Source organism: Alphaproteobacteria bacterium (assembly GCA_040220875.1).
Lineage (GTDB): Bacteria > Pseudomonadota > Alphaproteobacteria > JAVJVX01 > JAVJVX01 > JAVJVX01.
Genome location: JAVJVX010000009.1, coordinates 104,019 through 122,445 on the forward strand (window position 1 = coordinate 104,019; position 18,427 = coordinate 122,445).

Genomic DNA, 18,427 nt, shown 5'->3' on the forward strand with positions numbered 1-18,427 from the left:
AGCCTCCCAGTCAAATTCGATCGGAGGCGAAACCGATCAGGGCCTGGAATCGGTTGTCGTCTCGGCGAGGTCCGAGCCAGGCATGAAATTGAGCAGCGGCGCGGCCACGAAAATCGAAGAATAGGTGCCCACAACGACACCGACGATCATGGCCAGCGTGAAGTCCCGAATGACCTGACCGCCGAACAGAAACAGTCCCCCCAGTGCAAGCAGTGTCGTCAGACTGGTGAGGACTGTCCGGCTCAGCATATCGTTGATCGACAGGTTTACGAGATCGGTGAACTCCAATTTGCGAAATTTTCGCATGTTCTCGCGAACACGATCGTAAACCACCACCGTGTCGTTGATGGAATACCCCGCAATGAGCAGGATGGCGGCGACGGAGGCCAAATTGAATTCGAGCCGGAACAGCGAGAAAAGGCCCACAATGGCAACGACATCGTGGGCCAGCGCAGCAAGCGCGCCGATCCCGAACTGCCATTCGAAGCGAAACCAGACGTAGATCATGATACCCAGGAGCGAGAGGACGATCGCCAGGATTCCGGCCTGGATGAGCTCGTCTCCCACCTGCGGTCCCACGAATTCGGTTCGCCGGTAGGTAAGCCCCTCTTCTCCCAAGGTGTCCTTGACTTTCTGGATGGCGGCAATCTGCTCGCGCTCGGCGCCCGGTTGTTTCTCGATCCGGATCAGGACGTCCGTCGGGTCGCCAAACTCCTGCAGGGCCACTTCACCCAACTCAAGGGCGCCCAGCTCGCCCCGAAGGTCGGCCAGCGAGGGCGGCGTATCGAAACGGATCTCAATCAGTGTGCCGCCGACGAAATCAATGCCGAAGTTCATTTTTTGAACCGCGACGGAGCCGACGGAAAGCAGCAGGACACCGATCGATATCACAAACGCGAACCGGCGAAAGGTCATGAAATCGATATTTGTCTTCGCGCGCAGAGCATTCAGATTGAACATGGTCCGATCCCGCGGGCCGGTGGCCCGATACCTCTATATTTTCAGTGCTACCGGACGCGTCCGTCGGAGCCACGTCACCACCATGAACCGCGTCACCATGATGGCCGAGAACATCGTTGTGGCGATGCCGATAGAAAGGGTGACCGCGAAACCCTTGACCGGCCCGGAGCCGAAGAAAAACAGGAACATGGCCGCGATGAGTGTCGTCAGGTTTGAATCGATGATTGTCGTCAGGGCGCGACCGTAGCCCGCATCCACGGCCGACATCGGCGTTCGGCCACCTGCGAATTCTTCGCGGATACGCTCGAAAATAAGAACGTTGGCGTCCACCGCCATGCCGACCGTCAGAACGATGCCCGCGAGCCCCGGCAGTGTCAGTGTCGCCTGAAGCAGTGACAGGGCCCCGATGATGATGATCATGTTCAGGACAAGAGCGGTCGCCGCCATCACCCCGAAAAGACGGTAGATAACGATCATGAAGATGGTGACCGCGACGAAGGCGATGATCCCCGCGATCTCGCCGGCGCGCACGGAATCCGCCCCGAGGCTTGGACCGACCGACCGTTCCTCGAGAATGGTCATCGGCGCGGGCAAGGCGCCCGCCCGCAACAAGAGCGCCAGATCGTTCACTTCTTCGGTCGTAAAGCGGCCGGTGATAATACCGCTCCCCCCGAGGATGGGCGAGCGAATGACAGGGGCACTGATGACCTTGCCGTCGAGCAGGATAGCGAGACGGTTATTGACGTTTTCCGAGGTCAGGTCGCCAAATTTCTTGCCGCCCAGCGTATCGAAACGGAACGAGACGACCGGCTGGTTCTGCTGAAAACTGGGCTGCGCGTCCACCAGGCGGTCACCTGAAATCGAGACCCGTTTGCGGACCACGTACAGCACCGGATTGCCTTGCGGATCGACATCGTCGGCGCTGGGCACCAGCATGGATCCGGGCGGCATCCGTCCCCGCCGGGCATCCGCCACCGGAGTCTTCTCGTCCACGAGATGAAACGTCATCTTCGCCGTGCGGCCCAGCAAGGCCTTGATACGCTCAGGATCCTTGAGGCCCGGCAGTTGGACCAGGACCCGATCCTGCCCCTGGCGCTGAATCACGGGCTCGCGCGTGCCGGTCTCATCGACCCGCCGCCGGATGATTTCAATGGATTGATTGACGGCGTTGATCCGTAATTGCCGGAGGGCTTCTTCTCCGAAAGTGGCATGGACCCGCTCCTCGCCCACGCGCGCGACGGTCACCTCCGGCTCCAGTTCCTCGATCGCTTCGCGCACCGCCTCGAAATCACCGGGATTTCTGAGACCCAGCGTGACGGCGTTGTTCGACACTCCCAGTCCCGTATATCCCACCTTGGCCCGGCGCAATTCGAGGCGAAGCGCCTCGACCACGGCCTCGAGGCGCTCGCGCAGCACGGCATCGACCTCGATTTCGAGCAAGAGATGGGACCCGCCCTGCAGATCCAGCCCGAGATTGATCTGGTTGCTTGGCATCCAATCGGGGAATTCCGCCACTGTCTTCGCTGAAAACAGGTTGGGCAGCGCGAACACCACGCCCATCAGACAAACGGCGGCGACAAGAAGAATTTTCCAGGTAGGAAAGTGAAGCATGTGAGGCGTGGCCCGTGGCGTCTCGCGGGCCATGCCGGCCCGCCGCGTCACCTTGTGTTATTTTTCGGCAGATTTCTCGTCACTGTCCGCCGGCTCTGGCTTGCTCATGACCTGCTGGATAGTGGAGCGTACCACTCTGACCGTCGTCCCCCGCGAGACCTCGACCTCCACCTCGTCGCCCTCGGGCACTTTCGAAATGGTCCCGATGATGCCGCCGGCCGTGACGATCTTGTCCCCGCGGCGCAGCGCCTTGACCATTTCGCGGTGCTCTTTCATCTTTTTCTGCTGCGGCCGGATGAGCAGGAAGTAGAACACGACGAAGATAAGGATAAGCGGCACGAAAGTGGCGAAACCCATCCCGTCGCCAGAGGCACCGGTCTGAGCGAAAGCGGGCGAAATAAGCATCTTCTGTCCAATCCTCGGGTGGTGGCGAGTCTCGGTCCCGCCGGGGAACCGCCGGAACGGGCGGGACTATACCCGTCGACGCGCCGGATGCAAACGGCCACGGGTCTCATATTTTCATTTTATCGTCATGACTTAGAGCGGGTTTGACGGCAATTCGACCGGGCAGTACCGTCGGCCGGCTGAAAATCCCGATTTACGCGCGCGCGGCGCCTGTTTCCGGCGCTAAACGTCAGGAAATACCATGTCTCAAGGCCGGCTGGTCACGTTGCTCGCTCGGATGGCGGATGCCCTGGATCGCCTCGCCCCGAAGCGCGAAAATCACGTTCTGCCTGAATCGGGCGAAACCACGGGGCAACCGGCGGACGACGCCTATATCTGGACTCCGGAAACCGGTCGTCTCGCGGCGGTTTCCAGTGTCAACCGGATCGATCTGGCGCTGATCAAGGGGGTCAACCGCCAGCGCGAGACCCTGCTCGAAAATACCCGCCGCTTCGCCCTGGGCTATCCCGCCAATAACGCGCTTCTATGGGGCGCGCGCGGCATGGGCAAGAGTTCCCTTGTCAAGGCCGTGCACGCGGCCGTCAACGACGAGTCGCAGGCGGGGGCAGGCCGGATCGCGCTGGTCGAGATCCACCGCGAGGATATTGCCACCCTGCCCGACCTGCTGAAAGCATTGCGAAACAGCCGGCGGCGCTGCCTTCTTTTTTGCGATGATCTTTCCTTTGATCTTGCCGACACCGGGTACAAATCCCTGAAGGCCGTGCTCGAGGGCGGGATCGAGGGCCGGCCCCACAACGTGCTCTTCTATGCGACCTCCAATCGCCGGCACCTGATGCCTCGCGACATGATCGAGAACGAACGCTCCACGGCGATAAGCCCCTCCGAATCGGTCGAGGAGAAGGTTTCACTCTCGGACCGGTTCGGCCTCTGGCTCGGCTTCCACCCGTGCGATCAGGATATCTATCTCGAGATCGTCCGTGCCTATGCCGCGTATTTCGATCTTGGAGATGACGGCGGGCTGGAAGACCGGTCGCTCGAATGGGCGATGACGCGGGGGGCCCGATCGGGCCGCGTCGCCTGGCAGTTCATCCAGGACGAGGCCGGACGGCAGGGGCGCATCCTCTCACCCACAGGCTAGGGCAAGGCCGCGAGCTGCCCATCCAGATGCGGCAACGGGTCGAGGGCCCGGCTGCCCCGCCGCAATTCGAAATGAAGCTGCGGCCGGTCGACACTGCCGGTGCTGCCAACCTTGGCGATAACCTGTCCCCGCGTCACCCTGTCTCCACGCCTGACCAGCATCTTGTCGGTATGGGCATAGGCCGAAACCCAGCCGTCGCTGTGCTTGATCAGCAGCAGATTCCCGAATCCGCTCAGCCCGCTATCTGCATAGGCGACCACGCCGTTTTGCGCCGCCCTGACGTCGCTGCCACGCGGCGCCGCGATATTGATCCCGTCATTGTGCAATCCGCCCTCCTTGGGCCCGAAACGGCTGATGATCCGCCCTTTGACCGGAGTGGCGAATCCCTTGCCCGTACGGGCGGGCGGCGCCGGCAACGCTGCCGCCCGACGCGAGACCGTGCGTTTGGCGGTGCCGGCCTCGGTGGCCGCAAGCTGAAGCTTCTGGCCGGCATAAATTGTGTAGGGCGCGCCCAGCCCGTTGGCCCGGGCGAGGCTGTTCATGCTGACCCCGTAGGCGCGTGAGATGCTGTAGAGCGTATCCCCTTTTCGCACGACATGAATCTGCGGCCGGGGCAGGTGCAGGCGCTGGCCGACCTCAATAAGGTAGGGCGGACGGAGGCTGTTGGCGGCAATCAGATCGCGCAACGGGACATTATTGCGTTTCGCGATCCGATAGACGGTATCACCCTTCTCGACGGTAACCGTGCCGGAGGACGATGCCGGAGCCCGTCCTGAAAGGCCCGACAGGTCGAGTGATATGCTGCAGGCGGCGAGCGCCATCGGCCCTGACAGAATCAGGGCCAGCCGCAGGAGATGGGCGCAGCGTTGCCGGAACGCCGAAGGCTTGTCCATGGCACACAGCCTAATCGCCGCTGATCCCGGCATCAATTGCGGGGAATCTCGTCCTCGTCCGGCATGCCCGCGACGAGCGGCACGAAGCGGACAGCCCAGAGCTTTTCGGTCTCGAATCCGGTCTCCGTCCGCGTGACCCGAAGGATGTGCTGTTCCTCCCCCTCTCCGCCCACCGGGACGACCATATGCCCGCCGACCGCGAGCTGGTCCGCCAGCACGGGCGGAATATCGGGGGCTGCGGCGGTGACGAGTATCCGTTCCCACGGCGCCAGTTCCGGCCAGCCCTTGCTGCCGTCGCCGACCCGGGTCGTGATATTGCGCAGCTTAAGCGCATCAAATCGCGCTTCCGCTTCGCTCATCAACTCTCTGTGCCGTTCGATCGTGTAAACGCGGCGCGCGAGCTTCGCCAGAATTGCGGCCTGATACCCCGATCCCGTGCCGATTTCGAGAACCCGCAAGCGATCGTTCAGCGCGAGCGCCACCGTCATTTCGGCGACGATCAGCGGCTGGCTGATCGTCTGTCCACCGCCGATCGGCAGCGCGGTGTTCCGGTACGCTTGATCCCGAAAGTTGTCGGGCACGAAAATCTCGCGCGGTACCTGCTCGATGGCGGAGAGAACCCGGGTATCCGAGATACCTTCGCGGCGAAGCTCCATGATCAGCCGTATCTTATGGGCGTCGGTGCTCATTCTATCCCGCCTCGGCCCAAACCGGTCAGTTCAGAACGGTCCGAAGAGTTTTCAGAAAAGAGCGATGGGTCAGATCGAGGTGAATGGGCGTCACCGAGATCATCCCGGCCTCCACGGCGGCCAGGTCACTGCCCTTCATCGTCGGCTCCTCTGTCCGCATACTGCCGATCCAGTAATAGGGTTCGCCCCTTGGATCATGGCCCACCATAAGCTCGTCGCCCAGCTTGCGCCGGCCTTGCTGCGTGGCCATGACACCTTTGACCCGATCGGCCGTGACGTCGGGAAAATTCACGTTCATCAGCACGTTATCCGGCCAATCGGTGCGTGTGATCTTGTCCAGCACGAGGGGCAGATATTTTTCCGCCGTGGGCCAGTGAGCCTTCTTTCCATTGATGACCAGCGACAGGGCAATGGACGGCACCCCCAGGAGCGTGCCTTCCATGGCGGCGGCGATCGTGCCGGAATAGGTCACGTCCTCGCCCAGATTGCCGCCTCTGTTGATTCCGGACAGTACCAGGTCCGGCGGGGAGTCTCTGAGGATGTGGTTGATCGCGAGCATCATCGCGTCGGTCGGCGTGCCGTCGATGGCGAATTTCTGCCGGCCCTTGCGGATGATTCTGAGCGGCCGGCGCAGCGTGAGGGAATGGCCCGTGCCGCTTTGCTCGTCCCTCGGCGCCGCGATCCACAAATCCTTGACCAGCGGGCGCAATATCTTCTCCAGCAGCTTCAGGCCGGGCGCGTCGATCCCGTCGTCGTTGGCGAGAAGCACCCGGCTTTTGGCAAGATTGAGCGGGCCCTTAAGCATCCCGGCGGATCACCTCGAGCCCGCCCATATAGGGTACCAGCACCTCCGGCACCCGGACGCTGCCATCCGCGGTCTGGAAATTTTCGAGGATCGCGATCAGCGCCCGCCCGACCGCCACGCCCGATCCGTTCAGCGTATGCACGAAGTGCGTCCCCTTCTCTCCTTCAGCCCGGAAACGCGCCTTCATCCGCCGGGCCTGGAAGTCGCGGCAATTGGAACAGCTCGAAATTTCCCGGTAGCGCCCCTGTCCAGGCAGCCAGACCTCGAGGTCGTAGGTCTTCGCGGCCGAGAACCCCATATCGCCCGTGCAGAGAACCAGCACGCGATACGCCAGCCCGAGACGCTTCAGGATGTCTTCGGCCGCGCTCGTCAGCCGCTCGTGTTCCTCGTCTGACTTGTCAGGATGGGCGATCGAGACCAGTTCCACCTTGCCGAACTGATGCTGGCGGATCATGCCGCGCGTGTCGCTGCCGGCGGCGCCCGCCTCGCTCCGAAAGCAGGGCGTATAGGCGGTAAAGCGCCGGGGCAGACTGTCTTCGGCGAGTATTTCATCGGCGACCAGGTTGGTCAGGGAGACTTCCGCCGTTGGAATGAGCCAGCCATCCTGCGACACCGAAAACAGATCCTCCGAGAACTTCGGCAGCTGGCCGGTCCCGAACACGGCCTCGTCCCGCACGATCAGGGGCGGATATACCTCGGTATAGCCGTATTCCCCAGTGTGAACGTCCAGCATGAACGCGCCAAGCGCCCGCTCGAGCCGGGCCAGGGCCCCCGAGAGAACCACATAGCGCGATCCCGAGAGTTTGGCCGCCGCCTCGAAATCCATCATGCCCAGCGCTTGTCCGATATCCACGTGGTCACGCGGCGCGAAGGTGAATTCGGGCGGCGTACCGATCCGCCGGATTTCAAGATTGGCTTCCTCGTCCGCCCCGACCGGGACATCATCATCGGGGATGTTCGGGATGCCGGCCAGCAGGTCCGCGAGGTCGGCCGCCAACCGACGCGCTTCCTCTTCCGCTGCCTGGATGCCGGATTTCAGGCCGGCCATCTCATTCATCCGGTCGTCCGTGTCCTCGCCCGCGCGTTTTTTTGCGCCGATTTCCTTGGAGATATCGTTGCGCCGTGTCTGCATTTCCTGCAGCCGCGTGACGATCTCGCGATTCTTGCTGTCGAGTTCAAGCACATGGGCGGCAAGCGGCTCCGCCCTGCGACGCGCCAGTGCCGCATCGAGCCGTTCCGGATTGTCTCGAATTTTTTTCAGGTCCAGCATCGGCGGTCAGCTTCCCCCACTCGCGGCGTCCGGCCTGCCGGGCCCCGTCGATCGCCACTGCCGGGGGTTATAGGGGCCGGTTTTTGCGCCGTCCAGCCTTGGCCTTTTCGGCCCGTCATCCGCCCGCATCGGACCCGGTGTCGGCGTTTTCCGCCTCATCGGCCTGGCGTCGGCGTTTTTCCACCGCGCGCGCCATCCAGATCGAGAGCTCAAACAGCAGAATGATCGGTATTGCCAGCCCGATCTGGCTAATGACATCGGGCGGCGTCAGGATGGCCGCGACCAGAAAAATGATCAGGATTGCGTATTTGCGTGACCGGGCCAGGCTTGCAGCCGAAACAAGCCCCGCCCGCACCAGCAGAGTGAGCAGGACCGGCAATTGAAAGGCCAGGCCAAAGGCCAGAACCAGTTTCATGACCAGCGACAGGTATTCGTTGACCTTGGGCTCGACGACGATTGGCAGGTTCGTGGCGCCCGAAACAGTCTCGAAGCTGATGAAGAACTTCCAGGCCAAAGGAAACACGCCGTAATAGGCCAGCGCCGCACCGGCCAGGAACAGCACCGGCGTCGCCACAAGGAATGGCAGGAAGGCGCGGCGCTCGTTCTTGTAGAGACCGGGGGCCACGAACATCCAGATCTGACTTGCGATGACGGGAAAGGAAATGAAGGCGGCGGCGAAAAAGGCGATCCGGAGATAGGTAAAAAACGCCTCGGTCAGAGCCGTGTAGATCAGCCGGCGCTGCCCCTGCCCGTCGAGCGCCTCGGCGAGCGGCTGAACCAGAAAGCCAAAAATTTCCTCAGCGAAATAATAGCTTGCCGCAAAGGCCACCAGCATCACGGCAAAGGAAATCATCAGCCGGTTGCGTAATTCGATGAGATGGTCAAGCAAGGGCATCCGCGCGCCGTCGGGACCATCGTCGTCCTCGCCCGGCCCCTCGGGCGAAAACGGCTTGCCGCCGCCGGGATCGTAATCGCTCACGCGCCGTCCCCCGATCCGGGGGTCTGGCCGGTGCGGTGTTTCTTGCCCGGCTCGTCGGACCCCTGCTCCCGCTCCCGCTCCCCGTCCGGGCCTTTTTCCTCCGGTTTTGCGGGGGCCGCCTTGGGCGCCGGGCCGGTCGGATCGCGGTAGGGATCGAAATCGAGCCGGGGCGGCAAGCCTGTATCGACCCGCATGGACCGGTCGAGGTCCTTGCGCAAGTCGTCGAGATCGGCCTCTCGCGCCAGTTCATCCATCCCGGCCTGGAACTCGCGGGCCATCTCGCGCGCCTTGCGCGCCAGGCGCGAGAGCTGGCGCAGGACCTTCGGCAGGTCCTTCGGGCCGACCACGAGGATGGTCACGACCACGATGATCAGGAGTTCCGACCAGCCGATATCGAACATGCTGGGTCTATCCCCGCCCCGGTTACTGTCTCACGTCCTGGCCATGGGCCGGTGACCGGCGCGAGAGCCCGGGACGGCGGCAGGAAGGCGGACGCTGTCAGCCGCCGCTGGCGTCCTTTCGGGGTTCAGGCCCCGTTGCGGTTTGTGTCTCACCCTTGCCGGCGGTGGAGGTGTCGCTTTCGGCGGCGGTGGTGTCGTCATCCTCCTTCAGGCCCGCGCGGAAGGTCTTGACCCCCTTGGCCATATCGCCCATGACCCGGGGGAGTTTCCCCGCGCCGAAGATGATCAGCACGATCACCAGAATGATCAGGATTTCAGGAAGGCCCAAGCTCATGGTCGTCCTCTCAGGTTGGTCTCGCGCCGGGTTGGTCCCGCGCCGGGCGCGCATGTCCGGGGGGCTCCCTCGCGCCGATCGATCATGACAGTTTCCGTCTGCTGCCGCAACGCAGCGCGTGGTTCGTCAAACCCTTTGTCAATGTGGTGCGCGGGCGGCCAGACCGTGACCCCGCTCGGACGCATCGTCCGGGTCCTCCTCCCGGTCATCGCCGAAGCGCGAGACCCTGTGCGCCGCCTCGTCCTCCGGATCGTCCGCGCCGTCAGCCGCGGCACCGGGCTCCTCATCCTCCTCCTCGGCCGTTGGCCACGCCGCCGGCCCGTCGCCATTGTCGCCGGCGCTGAGAGGTTCGCCCATCAGGCTCTCGCCCTCGCCATCCCCCTCTCCGTCGCTGTCGTCGCTCAGCAGGGTCTCCTGGGCCGGCGCAAGGTTGCCCTTGGTTACGAGCGTCGCCGCGCGCGTATCGAGGAGGCCCGCCGCCTTGAGTTCCTCGATGCCGGGCAGGTCTTCGAGCGACGCAAGCTGGAAATGGCGCAGGAACTCTTCGGTCGTGCCCCAGGTGGTCGGGCGTCCGGGAGTCCGCCGACGGCCCTTCGGCTGTATCCAGCCATTCTCGAGAAGAATTTCAAGCGTGCCCGGCGACAGGCTGCGGCCGCGGATTTCCTCGATTTCGGCGCGCGTGACCGGTTGGTGATAGGCCACCACGGAGAGCGTTTCCACGGCGGCCCGGGACAGGCGTCGCTTGACGGTCTTTTCGACCGTCAGCAGGTCCGCCAGGTCAGGCGCCGTGCGGAAGGTCCATTTCCGGGCAACCACCACAAGCTCGACGCCGCGGCCGTCATAAAGGGTGCCCAGCTCTGTCAGCAGCGCCTCGACATCGGCTCCGTCCGGCATCTGGGTCCGGATTGCCTCGATGCTCATCGGTTCGCTCGATGCGAAAAGAAGCGCCTCCAACTGGCGCAAATCAGGAGAAATTTGGCTCATGGGTTTCCTGCAGGAGTCCGATAGAAAATTGGTCCGAAAGCGGAAGATTGCCGGATTTGCACGCGGCCCTGGCGCGCCATTTCGAGCCCTGCCGCGAAGGTGGCCGCCACGGCGGAGCGGCGAACCAGCGGATCTCTCAACCCGTCCGGCAGAAAGGTTTCGAGCGCCCGCCATTCGAAAGAGGTGCCAAGCAACGAATTCAGTCGCTGGATCGCGTCATCCATGGTGAACAGGTCCGGCGCCTCGATGGTGAAGCTTGAGGTTTCGATCTTGCGCCGCTGGTCGCCATAGGTCTTGAGGAGGTCGAACAGCGAAACTTCGTAGACGACGTTATGCCGGACCCGGATCCCGTCGGGCGCTCCCCGGGTAAAAACATCCCGCCCAAGCTGGGGGCGCGCCAACAGTTTTTCACCCGCCTCCTGCATGGCTTCAAAGCGGCGCAGCTGAAACGCGAGCGCTGCGGCCAGCTCGGGGCCGGTCGGCTCCTCTGTCTCCTCTTCCTCCCGGGGCAGGAGCAAGCGCGACTTGAGGTAGGCGAGCCAGGCCGCCATCACCAGGTACTCGGCCGCGATCTCGAGGCGCAATTGCCGGGCCCGCTCGATGAAGGCGATATACTGCTCGGCCAGTTGCAGGATCGAGATTTGGGTCAGATCCACCTTCTGGTCCCGCGCCAGGCTCAGCAGGACGTCGAGAGGCCCCTCGTAACCGTCGAGGTCGAGAACGAGATCCGCCGTCTCCGCCGGCCCGTCCAAAGGCCGGGGCCCGCCGGTGTCTTCCTCGAATATCCGGGCACCCGGCGGAGTTCCGGGCCCGGCCTCAGGACCCGTCTCTTCCGGGCGGTCCTCGTCAGTCATCTCGTTCTGCCTTCTCGCATGATCGACCCTGAACGAAGGTCCCTCATCTCAACCGCCGTCGCCGCTCAGCCCGGCCACGGACAGGATCATGTTTATCAGGAACCGGCTGGGCTCTGCCACAAGCCAATCGAAGATATTGAGGTCAATCCCCAGCCGAGACCCCACAAATGGTAGCACAAAAATCAGCGCCACGAGAATGAAAAGCCCGAAAGGCTCGATTCTGGCAAGCGCACGGGCCGGTTTCCGGGGCAGAAGTCCCACCGCCACCCGTCCGCCATCGAGGGGCAGCAAAGGCAACATATTAAATACTGCTAGTAGAACATTGATAAAAATAGAATTTATAAGGTTTTGCGACCCCCATTGTGCGATTCCGGCGGGCAGGAAGACCGTGAGGTGGAGCAGCAGGGCGGAAGCCGTGGCGAGGCAGAGATTTATCCCGGGACCGGCCAGCGCGACCCAGACCATGTCGCGCCGAGGATTCCGCAGATTTCGGGAATCCACCGGGACCGGGCGGGCATAGCCGAACAGGATTCCGGCCCGGCTGAGAAGCAGAAGTGCCGGGATCAGGACGGTTCCCACAAGATCCACATGGCGAAACGGATTGAGGGTCAGCCGTCCGGCGCGCTTGGCCGTGTCATCGCCAAGCCGGAAGGCCATGAAGCCGTGCGCGGCTTCGTGCAGGGTCACGGCGAGGAGCACCGGCAGGCCCCAGACCGAGAGGAAGCCGAGAATCTCGCCGATCATGCCACCCCGATCATATCGCCAAGGCTTCGCGGAACGCGGCCAGGACTGCGCCAATGTCCGTTCCGCCGACGGGACGGCGATCCCGCCGCCGGGCCTCCCCCGCCAGGAGACGCGCCCGGCCATGGGCGGAAACCGGCGAGGTCCCGTGTGCGACAGCCCGCATTTCGGCCATGTCGCCGTTGCAGTGCAGTACCAGATCACAACCCGCCGCGAGCGCACGGCGGGCGCGCGAGGCCAGATCGCCCGACAGGGCAGCCATGGACAGATCATCCGAGACAAGCACGCCCTGGAACCCGATCCTGCCTCGGATGATGGTCTCGATCACCTCTCGCGACAGGGTGGCCGGCGCAGCACGGTCGAGGGCGAGATAGGTGACATGCGCGGTCATCGCCCAGGGCAGGTCATGCAACCGGAAAAAAGGCTGAAAATCCGTGTGCAGCAGGGAATCCAGGCTTGCCCGCACGACCGGCAGTTCGTGGTGGCTGTCAACCCGGGCCCGGCCATGCCCCGGCAGATGCTTGACGACCGGGATCACGCCTTCGGCCAGCAGTCCGTCCGCGACGGCGGCCGCGAGTTCCCCGACCACCGCCGGATCACGGGCAAAGGCCCGATCGCCGATGATGTCGTGCGAACCAGGTGCGGGTACGTCGGCAACGGGAGTGCAATTGACCGTGATCCCTAGGGGCGCCAGTTGCCCGCCCAACACGCGGCCCAGCAGGCGCGCCGCGCGCAGGCCGCGCGCAGGGTCCAGAGCATGGATCCCCCCGATGGTGCGGGCGGCAGGCAGCGCCGGCCAGTGCGGCGGGCCAAGACGGGCGACCCGTCCGCCTTCCTGGTCGATGAGGATGGGCAAATCGCTCCGTCCGGTCAGATCGCGAAGTCCGTCGGTCAGGCGGCGGACCTGGTCCGGCGTCTCGATATTGCGCTTGAACAGGATGAAGCCGGCCGGGCGGCAGGCGCCAAAGAAAGCCCGCTCCGCGGCTGTGATACCCGGCCCGGCGAGGCCGAAAATCGCCGCCATCATATCAGGCTGTCCCACCTCGCCGCCGGGCTCAGCCGCCGCCCACCGCCAGGCAGCCCTGGTCGCGGGCGTTGAGTTCCCGACAGAGCCGCTCGGCCGCCGCCTTGTCCGGAAGCGGCCCCGCCTGCAGGCGATAAAAGACCCCCTTGCCGGCGATTTCAGCGCGTTCGACATGGGGGCTGAGGTTGCCCAGCAGGTCCTCCTGCGAGGCCAGCACCCGGGTCCAGGCTTCGAGTGCGGCGGACCGCGAGCGGACCGAAAGCAATTGCACTCGGGCAGATGTGGCGAGATTTGCCGCTTGCGCGCTCTCCCAGGCTGGAGCTTCCGGCGCCGCCGGTGCCGGTTCGGGAGGACGCGCGGCGATCTCCGGGGCCGCGGGCGGCACATTTTCGCGGAGCGACGGCGCCCGAGCACTATCGGTTTGCGCGGGCGTGATCCTGCTGGGCGCAACTTCTTCAGCCGGCTCGGGCGCGGCATCAGCATTTGCCGGCGCATTTTCCGCCGGACTTTCCTCGCTCGGCGCAGGCAGCAGCGCTTCGGGCGGCGGCAGAAGGTTTTCCACCGTTTCGTCGTCGCCCGCCGCCGGATCGAGGCGGTTGTAGATCAGCTTGTCGCGATGCGGCACATCCATGCCGCCCGGGTCATCGGGCCGGGTTTTAACAGGCGCCTGATCGGCCGCGATGATGGGAGTCGTCTCGATCGAGCCACTTCCCTGCCCCACATCATAGGCGTGCCAGACGATGCTGGCGAAGCCGGCCAGAACCACCCCGGCTGCCGCGGCCCCTGCGAGACGTCTTCCCCTGAAAAGTCGCTGATCCGATTCCGTCGCCATCAGTTTTCGCCTTTCGCTATCCGTCCGGCCGGCGCAGGGCCAAGGTCGGAAATCACATTTCCTCGACCGGGGTTACCCCAAGCACATCGAGGCCCGAAGCAACCACCAGTCGTGTTGCTGACAGGAGAGCCAGACGCGCGTGCGTCAGCGCCCCGTCATCGGTATTGAGAAAGCGCAAGGTGGCATCCGTCTTGCCCATATTCCAGAGGCCATGAAAGGCCGCCGCCACTTCCTGCAGATAATACGCGATACGGTGAGGCTCGTGCGATTCGGCTGCCCCCTCCACGAGCCGGGGCCAGGCCGCGAGAAGGCGGACCAGATCCACTTCCGCCGGAGCGGTCAGACGCTCCAGCGCAGCGGCTGTCAGGCCGGGCGCCGACAGGTCCAGATCCGGCGTTTCTCCTGCCGCCAGGCGCAGAACCGAACAGATTCGCGCATGCGCATATTGCACGTAGAAAACCGGGTTTTCCCGTGACTGTTCTGTGACTTTTTTGAGATCGAAATCGAGCGCCTGGTCATTACGCCGGGTCAGCATGATAAACCGCACGACATCCTTGCCTACGGCATCGACCACGTCGCGCAGCAGGACGAAATTGCCCGCCCGTTTCGACATCTTCACCGGCTCGCCACCTTCAAGGATCTTGACCAGCTGGCAGAGCTTGACGTCGAGCCGCGCATTCCCGCCTGCCAGCGCCTTCATGGCCGCGGCCACCCGTTTGACATAGCCACCGTGATCCGCGCCCCAGACATCGATGATCTCGGAAAAGCCGCGCTCGATCTTGTCGTGATGATAGGCAATGTCGCCGGCGAAATAGGTCCAGCTTCCGTCCGACTTGCGAATGGGCCGATCCACGTCGTCGCCGAAATCCGTCGCCCGGAAAAGCGTCTGCGGGCGTTCCTCCCAATCGTCCGGCAGTTTACCCTTCGGCGGTTCCAGGACGCCCGTATAGAGAAGCCCCTTCTCGTCGAGCCGTGCCATGGCCCGGTCCACCGCCCCGCCCTCGACGAGGGCGCGCTCGGAGGAAAACAGATCGAAATGGATGCCCAGCCCCGCCAGATCCTCGCGGATCAGGGCCAGCATCGATTCCACGGCATACTGCCGGAAGACAGGCAGCCAGTCGGCTTCGGGTGCCTCCAGCCATTTCCGGCCGTCCAGATCGGCCAGATCGCGCCCGACGGGACGAAGGTAGTCGCCCGGATAGAGCCCTTCCGGGATTTCACCAATCTCTTCGCCCAGCGCCTCGCGATACCGCAGGAAAGCCGACCGGGCGAGTTGGTCCACCTGCGCGCCGGCGTCGTTGACGTAGTATTCCCGCGTGACCTCGAACCCGGCCTTGGCCAGGAGCCGGGCGAGCACGTCACCGAATACGGCGCCGCGCCCGTGACCGACATGCATCGGCCCGGTCGGGTTGGCGGAGACGAATTCGACGTTTACCCTGGTGCCCCGGCCCAGTTCGCTCTCTCCATAGGCGATGCCCAGTGCCAGGATATCGCGCAACCTGTCGCCCCAGAATTCAGGCGAGAGGCGCAGATTGATAAACCCGGGCCCCGCCACCTCGGCGTTCAGCACATCGCCCGTTCGGGCCAGCTCGTCCGCGATGAGCGCCGCAAGCTCGCGGGGCTTCTGTCCCGCCTGACGCGCCAATACCAGCGCGGCGTTGGTTGCCACATCGCCATGAGCCGGGTCTTTCGGGGGCTCGACCGTGACGCTCACCCCCTCGAGCGCGGCCGGCAATACCCCGCGCCCTTGAAGGATTTTGATCGCCGACTCAATGTCGGCCTCTACCCATTTGAAATAATTAGTCATATATCTTTTCTGGTTCTATCCCCGAAAGCCGTAGCGCATAGCGGTCCGTCATGCCGGCAAGGTAGTCGGCGACGACCCGCGCAGTCTCGGCCGACCCGGCCGGCCCGGCGGCCTGCCGCCATTCGGGCGGCAGCTCCTGCGGCCGGACCATCAGTCGATCAAACAATTGCTCCACGGCCCGGGCGGCCATTTCCGCCATCTCCCTGACCTTCTCGTGCCGGTACATACGCTCGAAGAGGAAGGTCTTGAGCGCCCGATCGTTTTCCCGCATTTCGCGCGAAAAATCGACAACAGGATGGCCCAGATGCCGGACCTCCTCGACGCTTTCGGGCGCCGCCTCGGCCAGCCGCCGTTCGGTTTCGGCCAGCAGGTCCGAAACCATGCGGTCGATCAGACGCCGGATGGCCTCGTGCTTCAGGCGGCGCTGGTCGATACCGGGGTAGCGCCGCCTGACTTCGGCGAAGACCGGGCCCACCAGCGGAACATCCATGAGGTCGTCGACGGCAAAAAGACCGGCCCGGAGGCCGTCGTCGATATCGTGGTTGTTGTAGGCGATGTCATCGGCCAGGGCCGCGACCTGGGCCTCGGGCCCGGCATGGGTCGCGAGCTCGAGATCGTGCCGCCGGCAATATGCGGCGATATAGGGGGGGATACGTCCGCCGCTGGCGCCCCCGAGGGGACCGTTATGCTTGACCAGCCCTTCGAGGGTCTCCCAGGTCAAATTCAACCCGTCGAATTCTGCGTATCGCTGCTCGAGCCGGGTGACCAGGCGCAGGCCCTGTTCGTTGTGATCAAAACCGCCGAACGGCGCCATCCGGCTGTTCAACGCGCTCTCGCCGGCATGCCCGAACGGCGTATGACCGAGATCGTGGGCAAGCGAGACCGCCTCGGCGAGATCCTCGTCCAAACCAAGCGCCCGGCTGACGGTCCGGGCAATCTGGGCCACTTCGAGACTATGGGTCAATCGGGTCCGATAATGGTCCCCCACGTGGTAGACGAAGACTTGGGTCTTGTGCTTCAGGCGCCGGAAACCGGCCGAATGAATGATCCGGTCCCGGTCGCGCTGAAAATGCGAGCGCATGCGGCTCTCATCCTCGGCGTGGAGGCGGCCGCGGGACCGACTCGCGTCGGTCGCAAAGGGCTGGAGGGCCAGTCCTGGCCGGAACTTGTTGGACATGGCGCGGAACCTAGACCCGGCCCGGGTCACGCGCAATCACCATGGCGGCACGGGGCTGGAAAAACCCTTGCCGACAAAGGGCAAAGCGCCCCGCCAACAGACGTTTGCGAGAGGATTGAAATTCCGACAAAATCGCTTACCTATAGGGCCCTGGCTTACCTATGGGCCACTGGAGTGTTCCCCAAGGGCGCGGCGTGACCCTGACGCCCCTGAAAGGAGACGGACAAGATGACGGCGGTTCTCGAAAGGTCGGGTGGACAGCAATTCCGAGTGAGCGACCGGGCCCTCGCGCGAATATCCGAAATTCTGGCAGCGGAGGAAAACCGCGGGCTGATGCTTCGCGTATCCGTCGATGGCGGCGGCTGCCAGGGCTTTCAGTACGGGTTTACCCTGGATGAAAACCGGACCGAGGATGATCTGGTGCTGGAACAGGGGGCGGCCGTGATCATTGTGGATACCATCTCGCTCGACATGCTCAACGGCTCCGAACTGGACTTCAAGGACGAGCTCGGCGGCGCCTTTTTTACGGTCGATAACCCCAACGCCGCCTCGAGCTGTGGCTGCGGCACATCGTTCTCGATGGCCTGACAGGCCGGCGCCCCGGTTGGCCGGTTTTTGGCCTGCCGCCAGCCAAATGTGCTAGAAGACCCCCGCCGTGGCGGGGGTTCTGTCTTCATCCCTGCCCTTTTCTGTTCGCAACCGCCCCGGAAGTGCTGGCGTCGTGAAAATCGCCTCCTGGAACGTCAATTCGATCAAGGCCCGTCTTCCCGCTGTCATGGACTGGCTCAAGGAGTCCGAGACCGACGTCCTGCTTCTTCAGGAAATCAAATGCGTTGACGAGAATTTCCCGGCGCTCGAGTTTTCCGACGCCGGTTACCAGACGGCGGTGCACGGGCAAAAGACCTATAACGGCGTCGCGATCGTCTCCAAATACGGGTTAAGCGATATCCGGAGCGGCCTGCCCGGCGACGAGACCGACACCGAGGCACGTTATATCGATGCCGTCGTGGATGGCTGGCTGCGCGTCGCCTCGATCTACCTGCCCAACGGCAATCCCGTCGATGGCCCCCGTCTCCCTTACAAGCTGGCCTGGATGGATCGCCTGCTGGCCCATGCCGGCGACCTTCTGGGGTCAGAGGAAAGTTTTGTCCTGGGCGGGGATTACAACGTGATCCCACAGGATTCCGACGCTCACGACCCGTCGAAATGGGCCGGCGACGCCCTGGCCCTGCCGGAAAGCCGGTCGCGCTTCCGCGCCCTCCTCAACCTTGGGCTCACGGAAGCCTTTCGCGCGCTTCATCCCGAGCGCGTCGCCTTTACCTTCTGGGACTATCAGGGAGGTGCCTGGCAGAAGGATGACGGGATCCGCATCGACCACCTGCTTCTCTCGCCCCAGGCGGCGGACCGGCTGGCCGCCTGCGATGTCGACAAGAAGCCACGGGGCAGGCCTAAGGCCTCCGATCACACGCCGATCTGGTGCGAGATCGAGGGGGCTGCCGCTCCCTAGCGCGGCAAGCCGGCCC

The 18,427-nt window shown here is 63.9% G+C and carries 19 protein-coding genes and 1 pseudogene; 3 read left to right on the forward strand and 17 right to left on the reverse strand.

The features are described 5' to 3' along the window. Positions 1-36: 36 nt before the first annotated feature. From secF to yajC, 3 genes are read right to left on the reverse strand one after another with little or no spacing between them, the layout of a single operon-like run. Complete coding sequence (gene secF / locus RLQ26_09990) at positions 37-960, reverse strand: protein translocase subunit SecF (GenBank protein ID MEQ9089057.1); 924 nt, start codon at positions 958-960, stop codon at positions 37-39. A gap of 33 nt (positions 961-993) precedes the next feature. Beyond that, a complete protein-coding gene (gene secD, locus RLQ26_09995; GenBank protein MEQ9089058.1) occupies positions 994-2,622 on the reverse strand; it encodes a protein translocase subunit SecD in 1,629 nt (542 codons plus the stop codon). Positions 2,623-2,628: 6 nt separating this feature from the next. Beyond that, positions 2,629-2,976 (reverse strand): preprotein translocase subunit YajC, encoded by a 348-nt coding sequence (yajC, locus tag RLQ26_10000; GenBank protein MEQ9089059.1) that lies wholly within the window; start codon positions 2,974-2,976, stop codon positions 2,629-2,631. A gap of 241 nt (positions 2,977-3,217) precedes the next feature. Here yajC and RLQ26_10005 point away from each other — a divergent pair, with 241 nt between their 5' ends. After that, positions 3,218-4,114 carry an ATP-binding protein gene (locus RLQ26_10005; protein MEQ9089060.1) on the forward strand — a complete coding sequence of 299 codons (897 nt, stop codon included), beginning with the start codon at positions 3,218-3,220 and terminating at the stop codon, positions 4,112-4,114. Here RLQ26_10005 and RLQ26_10010 read toward each other — a convergent pair. The 14 genes and pseudogenes from RLQ26_10010 to RLQ26_10075 form a co-directional block, all read right to left on the reverse strand. Next, complete coding sequence (locus RLQ26_10010; GenBank protein MEQ9089061.1) at positions 4,111-5,007, reverse strand: M23 family metallopeptidase; 897 nt, start codon at positions 5,005-5,007, stop codon at positions 4,111-4,113. The two genes, RLQ26_10005 and RLQ26_10010, sit on opposite strands and share 4 nt — an antisense overlap. Before the next feature lie 32 nt (positions 5,008-5,039). Further along, complete coding sequence (locus tag RLQ26_10015) at positions 5,040-5,696, reverse strand: protein-L-isoaspartate(D-aspartate) O-methyltransferase (GenBank protein ID MEQ9089062.1); 657 nt, start codon at positions 5,694-5,696, stop codon at positions 5,040-5,042. Between the two features lie 25 nt (positions 5,697-5,721). Then, complete coding sequence (gene surE / locus RLQ26_10020; protein ID MEQ9089063.1) at positions 5,722-6,501, reverse strand: 5'/3'-nucleotidase SurE; 780 nt, start codon at positions 6,499-6,501, stop codon at positions 5,722-5,724. Continuing rightward, positions 6,494-7,771 carry a serine--tRNA ligase gene (gene serS / locus RLQ26_10025; protein MEQ9089064.1) on the reverse strand — a complete coding sequence of 426 codons (1,278 nt, stop codon included), beginning with the start codon at positions 7,769-7,771 and terminating at the stop codon, positions 6,494-6,496. The genes surE and serS overlap by 8 nt, the downstream gene beginning before the upstream one ends. 115 nt (positions 7,772-7,886) lie before the next feature. Further along, a complete protein-coding gene (tatC, locus tag RLQ26_10030) occupies positions 7,887-8,750 on the reverse strand; it encodes a twin-arginine translocase subunit TatC (protein ID MEQ9089065.1) in 864 nt (287 codons plus the stop codon). Then, positions 8,747-9,151, reverse strand: coding sequence for a Sec-independent protein translocase protein TatB (tatB, locus tag RLQ26_10035; protein MEQ9089066.1), 405 nt, complete (start codon positions 9,149-9,151; stop codon positions 8,747-8,749). Before tatB ends, tatC begins: the two co-directional genes overlap by 4 nt. Positions 9,152-9,248: 97 nt before the next feature. Beyond that, positions 9,249-9,485, reverse strand: coding sequence for a twin-arginine translocase TatA/TatE family subunit (tatA, locus tag RLQ26_10040; protein ID MEQ9089067.1), 237 nt, complete (start codon positions 9,483-9,485; stop codon positions 9,249-9,251). 456 nt (positions 9,486-9,941) lie between these two features. Next, a pseudogene (gene scpB, locus RLQ26_10045) lies at positions 9,942-10,469 on the reverse strand (SMC-Scp complex subunit ScpB). Further along, positions 10,466-11,323, reverse strand: a complete 858-nt coding sequence (locus RLQ26_10050; GenBank protein ID MEQ9089068.1) for a ScpA family protein — start codon at positions 11,321-11,323, stop codon at positions 10,466-10,468. Before RLQ26_10050 ends, scpB begins: the two are co-directional and overlap by 4 nt. A gap of 48 nt (positions 11,324-11,371) precedes the next feature. Then, positions 11,372-12,067, reverse strand: a complete 696-nt coding sequence (locus tag RLQ26_10055) for a site-2 protease family protein (GenBank protein MEQ9089069.1) — start codon at positions 12,065-12,067, stop codon at positions 11,372-11,374. A gap of 10 nt (positions 12,068-12,077) precedes the next feature. Continuing rightward, entirely contained in the window at positions 12,078-13,091 is a 1,014-nt protein-coding gene (gene nagZ / locus RLQ26_10060; GenBank protein MEQ9089070.1) for a beta-N-acetylhexosaminidase, read from the reverse strand. A gap of 28 nt (positions 13,092-13,119) precedes the next feature. Then, positions 13,120-13,920 (reverse strand): SPOR domain-containing protein, encoded by an 801-nt coding sequence (locus tag RLQ26_10065; protein MEQ9089071.1) that lies wholly within the window; start codon positions 13,918-13,920, stop codon positions 13,120-13,122. A 52-nt stretch (positions 13,921-13,972) separates the two neighbouring features. After that, complete coding sequence (gene argS / locus RLQ26_10070; protein MEQ9089072.1) at positions 13,973-15,727, reverse strand: arginine--tRNA ligase; 1,755 nt, start codon at positions 15,725-15,727, stop codon at positions 13,973-13,975. Beyond that, on the reverse strand, positions 15,720-16,904 hold the full coding sequence (locus RLQ26_10075) for a deoxyguanosinetriphosphate triphosphohydrolase (GenBank protein MEQ9089073.1): 1,185 nt from the start codon (positions 16,902-16,904) through the stop codon (positions 15,720-15,722). Before RLQ26_10075 ends, argS begins: the two co-directional genes overlap by 8 nt. A gap of 228 nt (positions 16,905-17,132) precedes the next feature. Here RLQ26_10075 and erpA point away from each other — a divergent pair, with 228 nt between their 5' ends. Continuing rightward, positions 17,133-17,492, forward strand: a complete 360-nt coding sequence (gene erpA, locus RLQ26_10080) for an iron-sulfur cluster insertion protein ErpA (GenBank protein MEQ9089074.1) — start codon at positions 17,133-17,135, stop codon at positions 17,490-17,492. Positions 17,493-17,625: 133 nt separating this feature from the next. Further along, the gene (locus tag RLQ26_10085; GenBank protein ID MEQ9089075.1) at positions 17,626-18,411 is read left to right on the forward strand and encodes an exodeoxyribonuclease III; all 786 of its coding nucleotides are present in this window, start codon (positions 17,626-17,628) and stop codon (positions 18,409-18,411) included. The last annotated feature ends 16 nt before the right edge of the window (positions 18,412-18,427 follow it).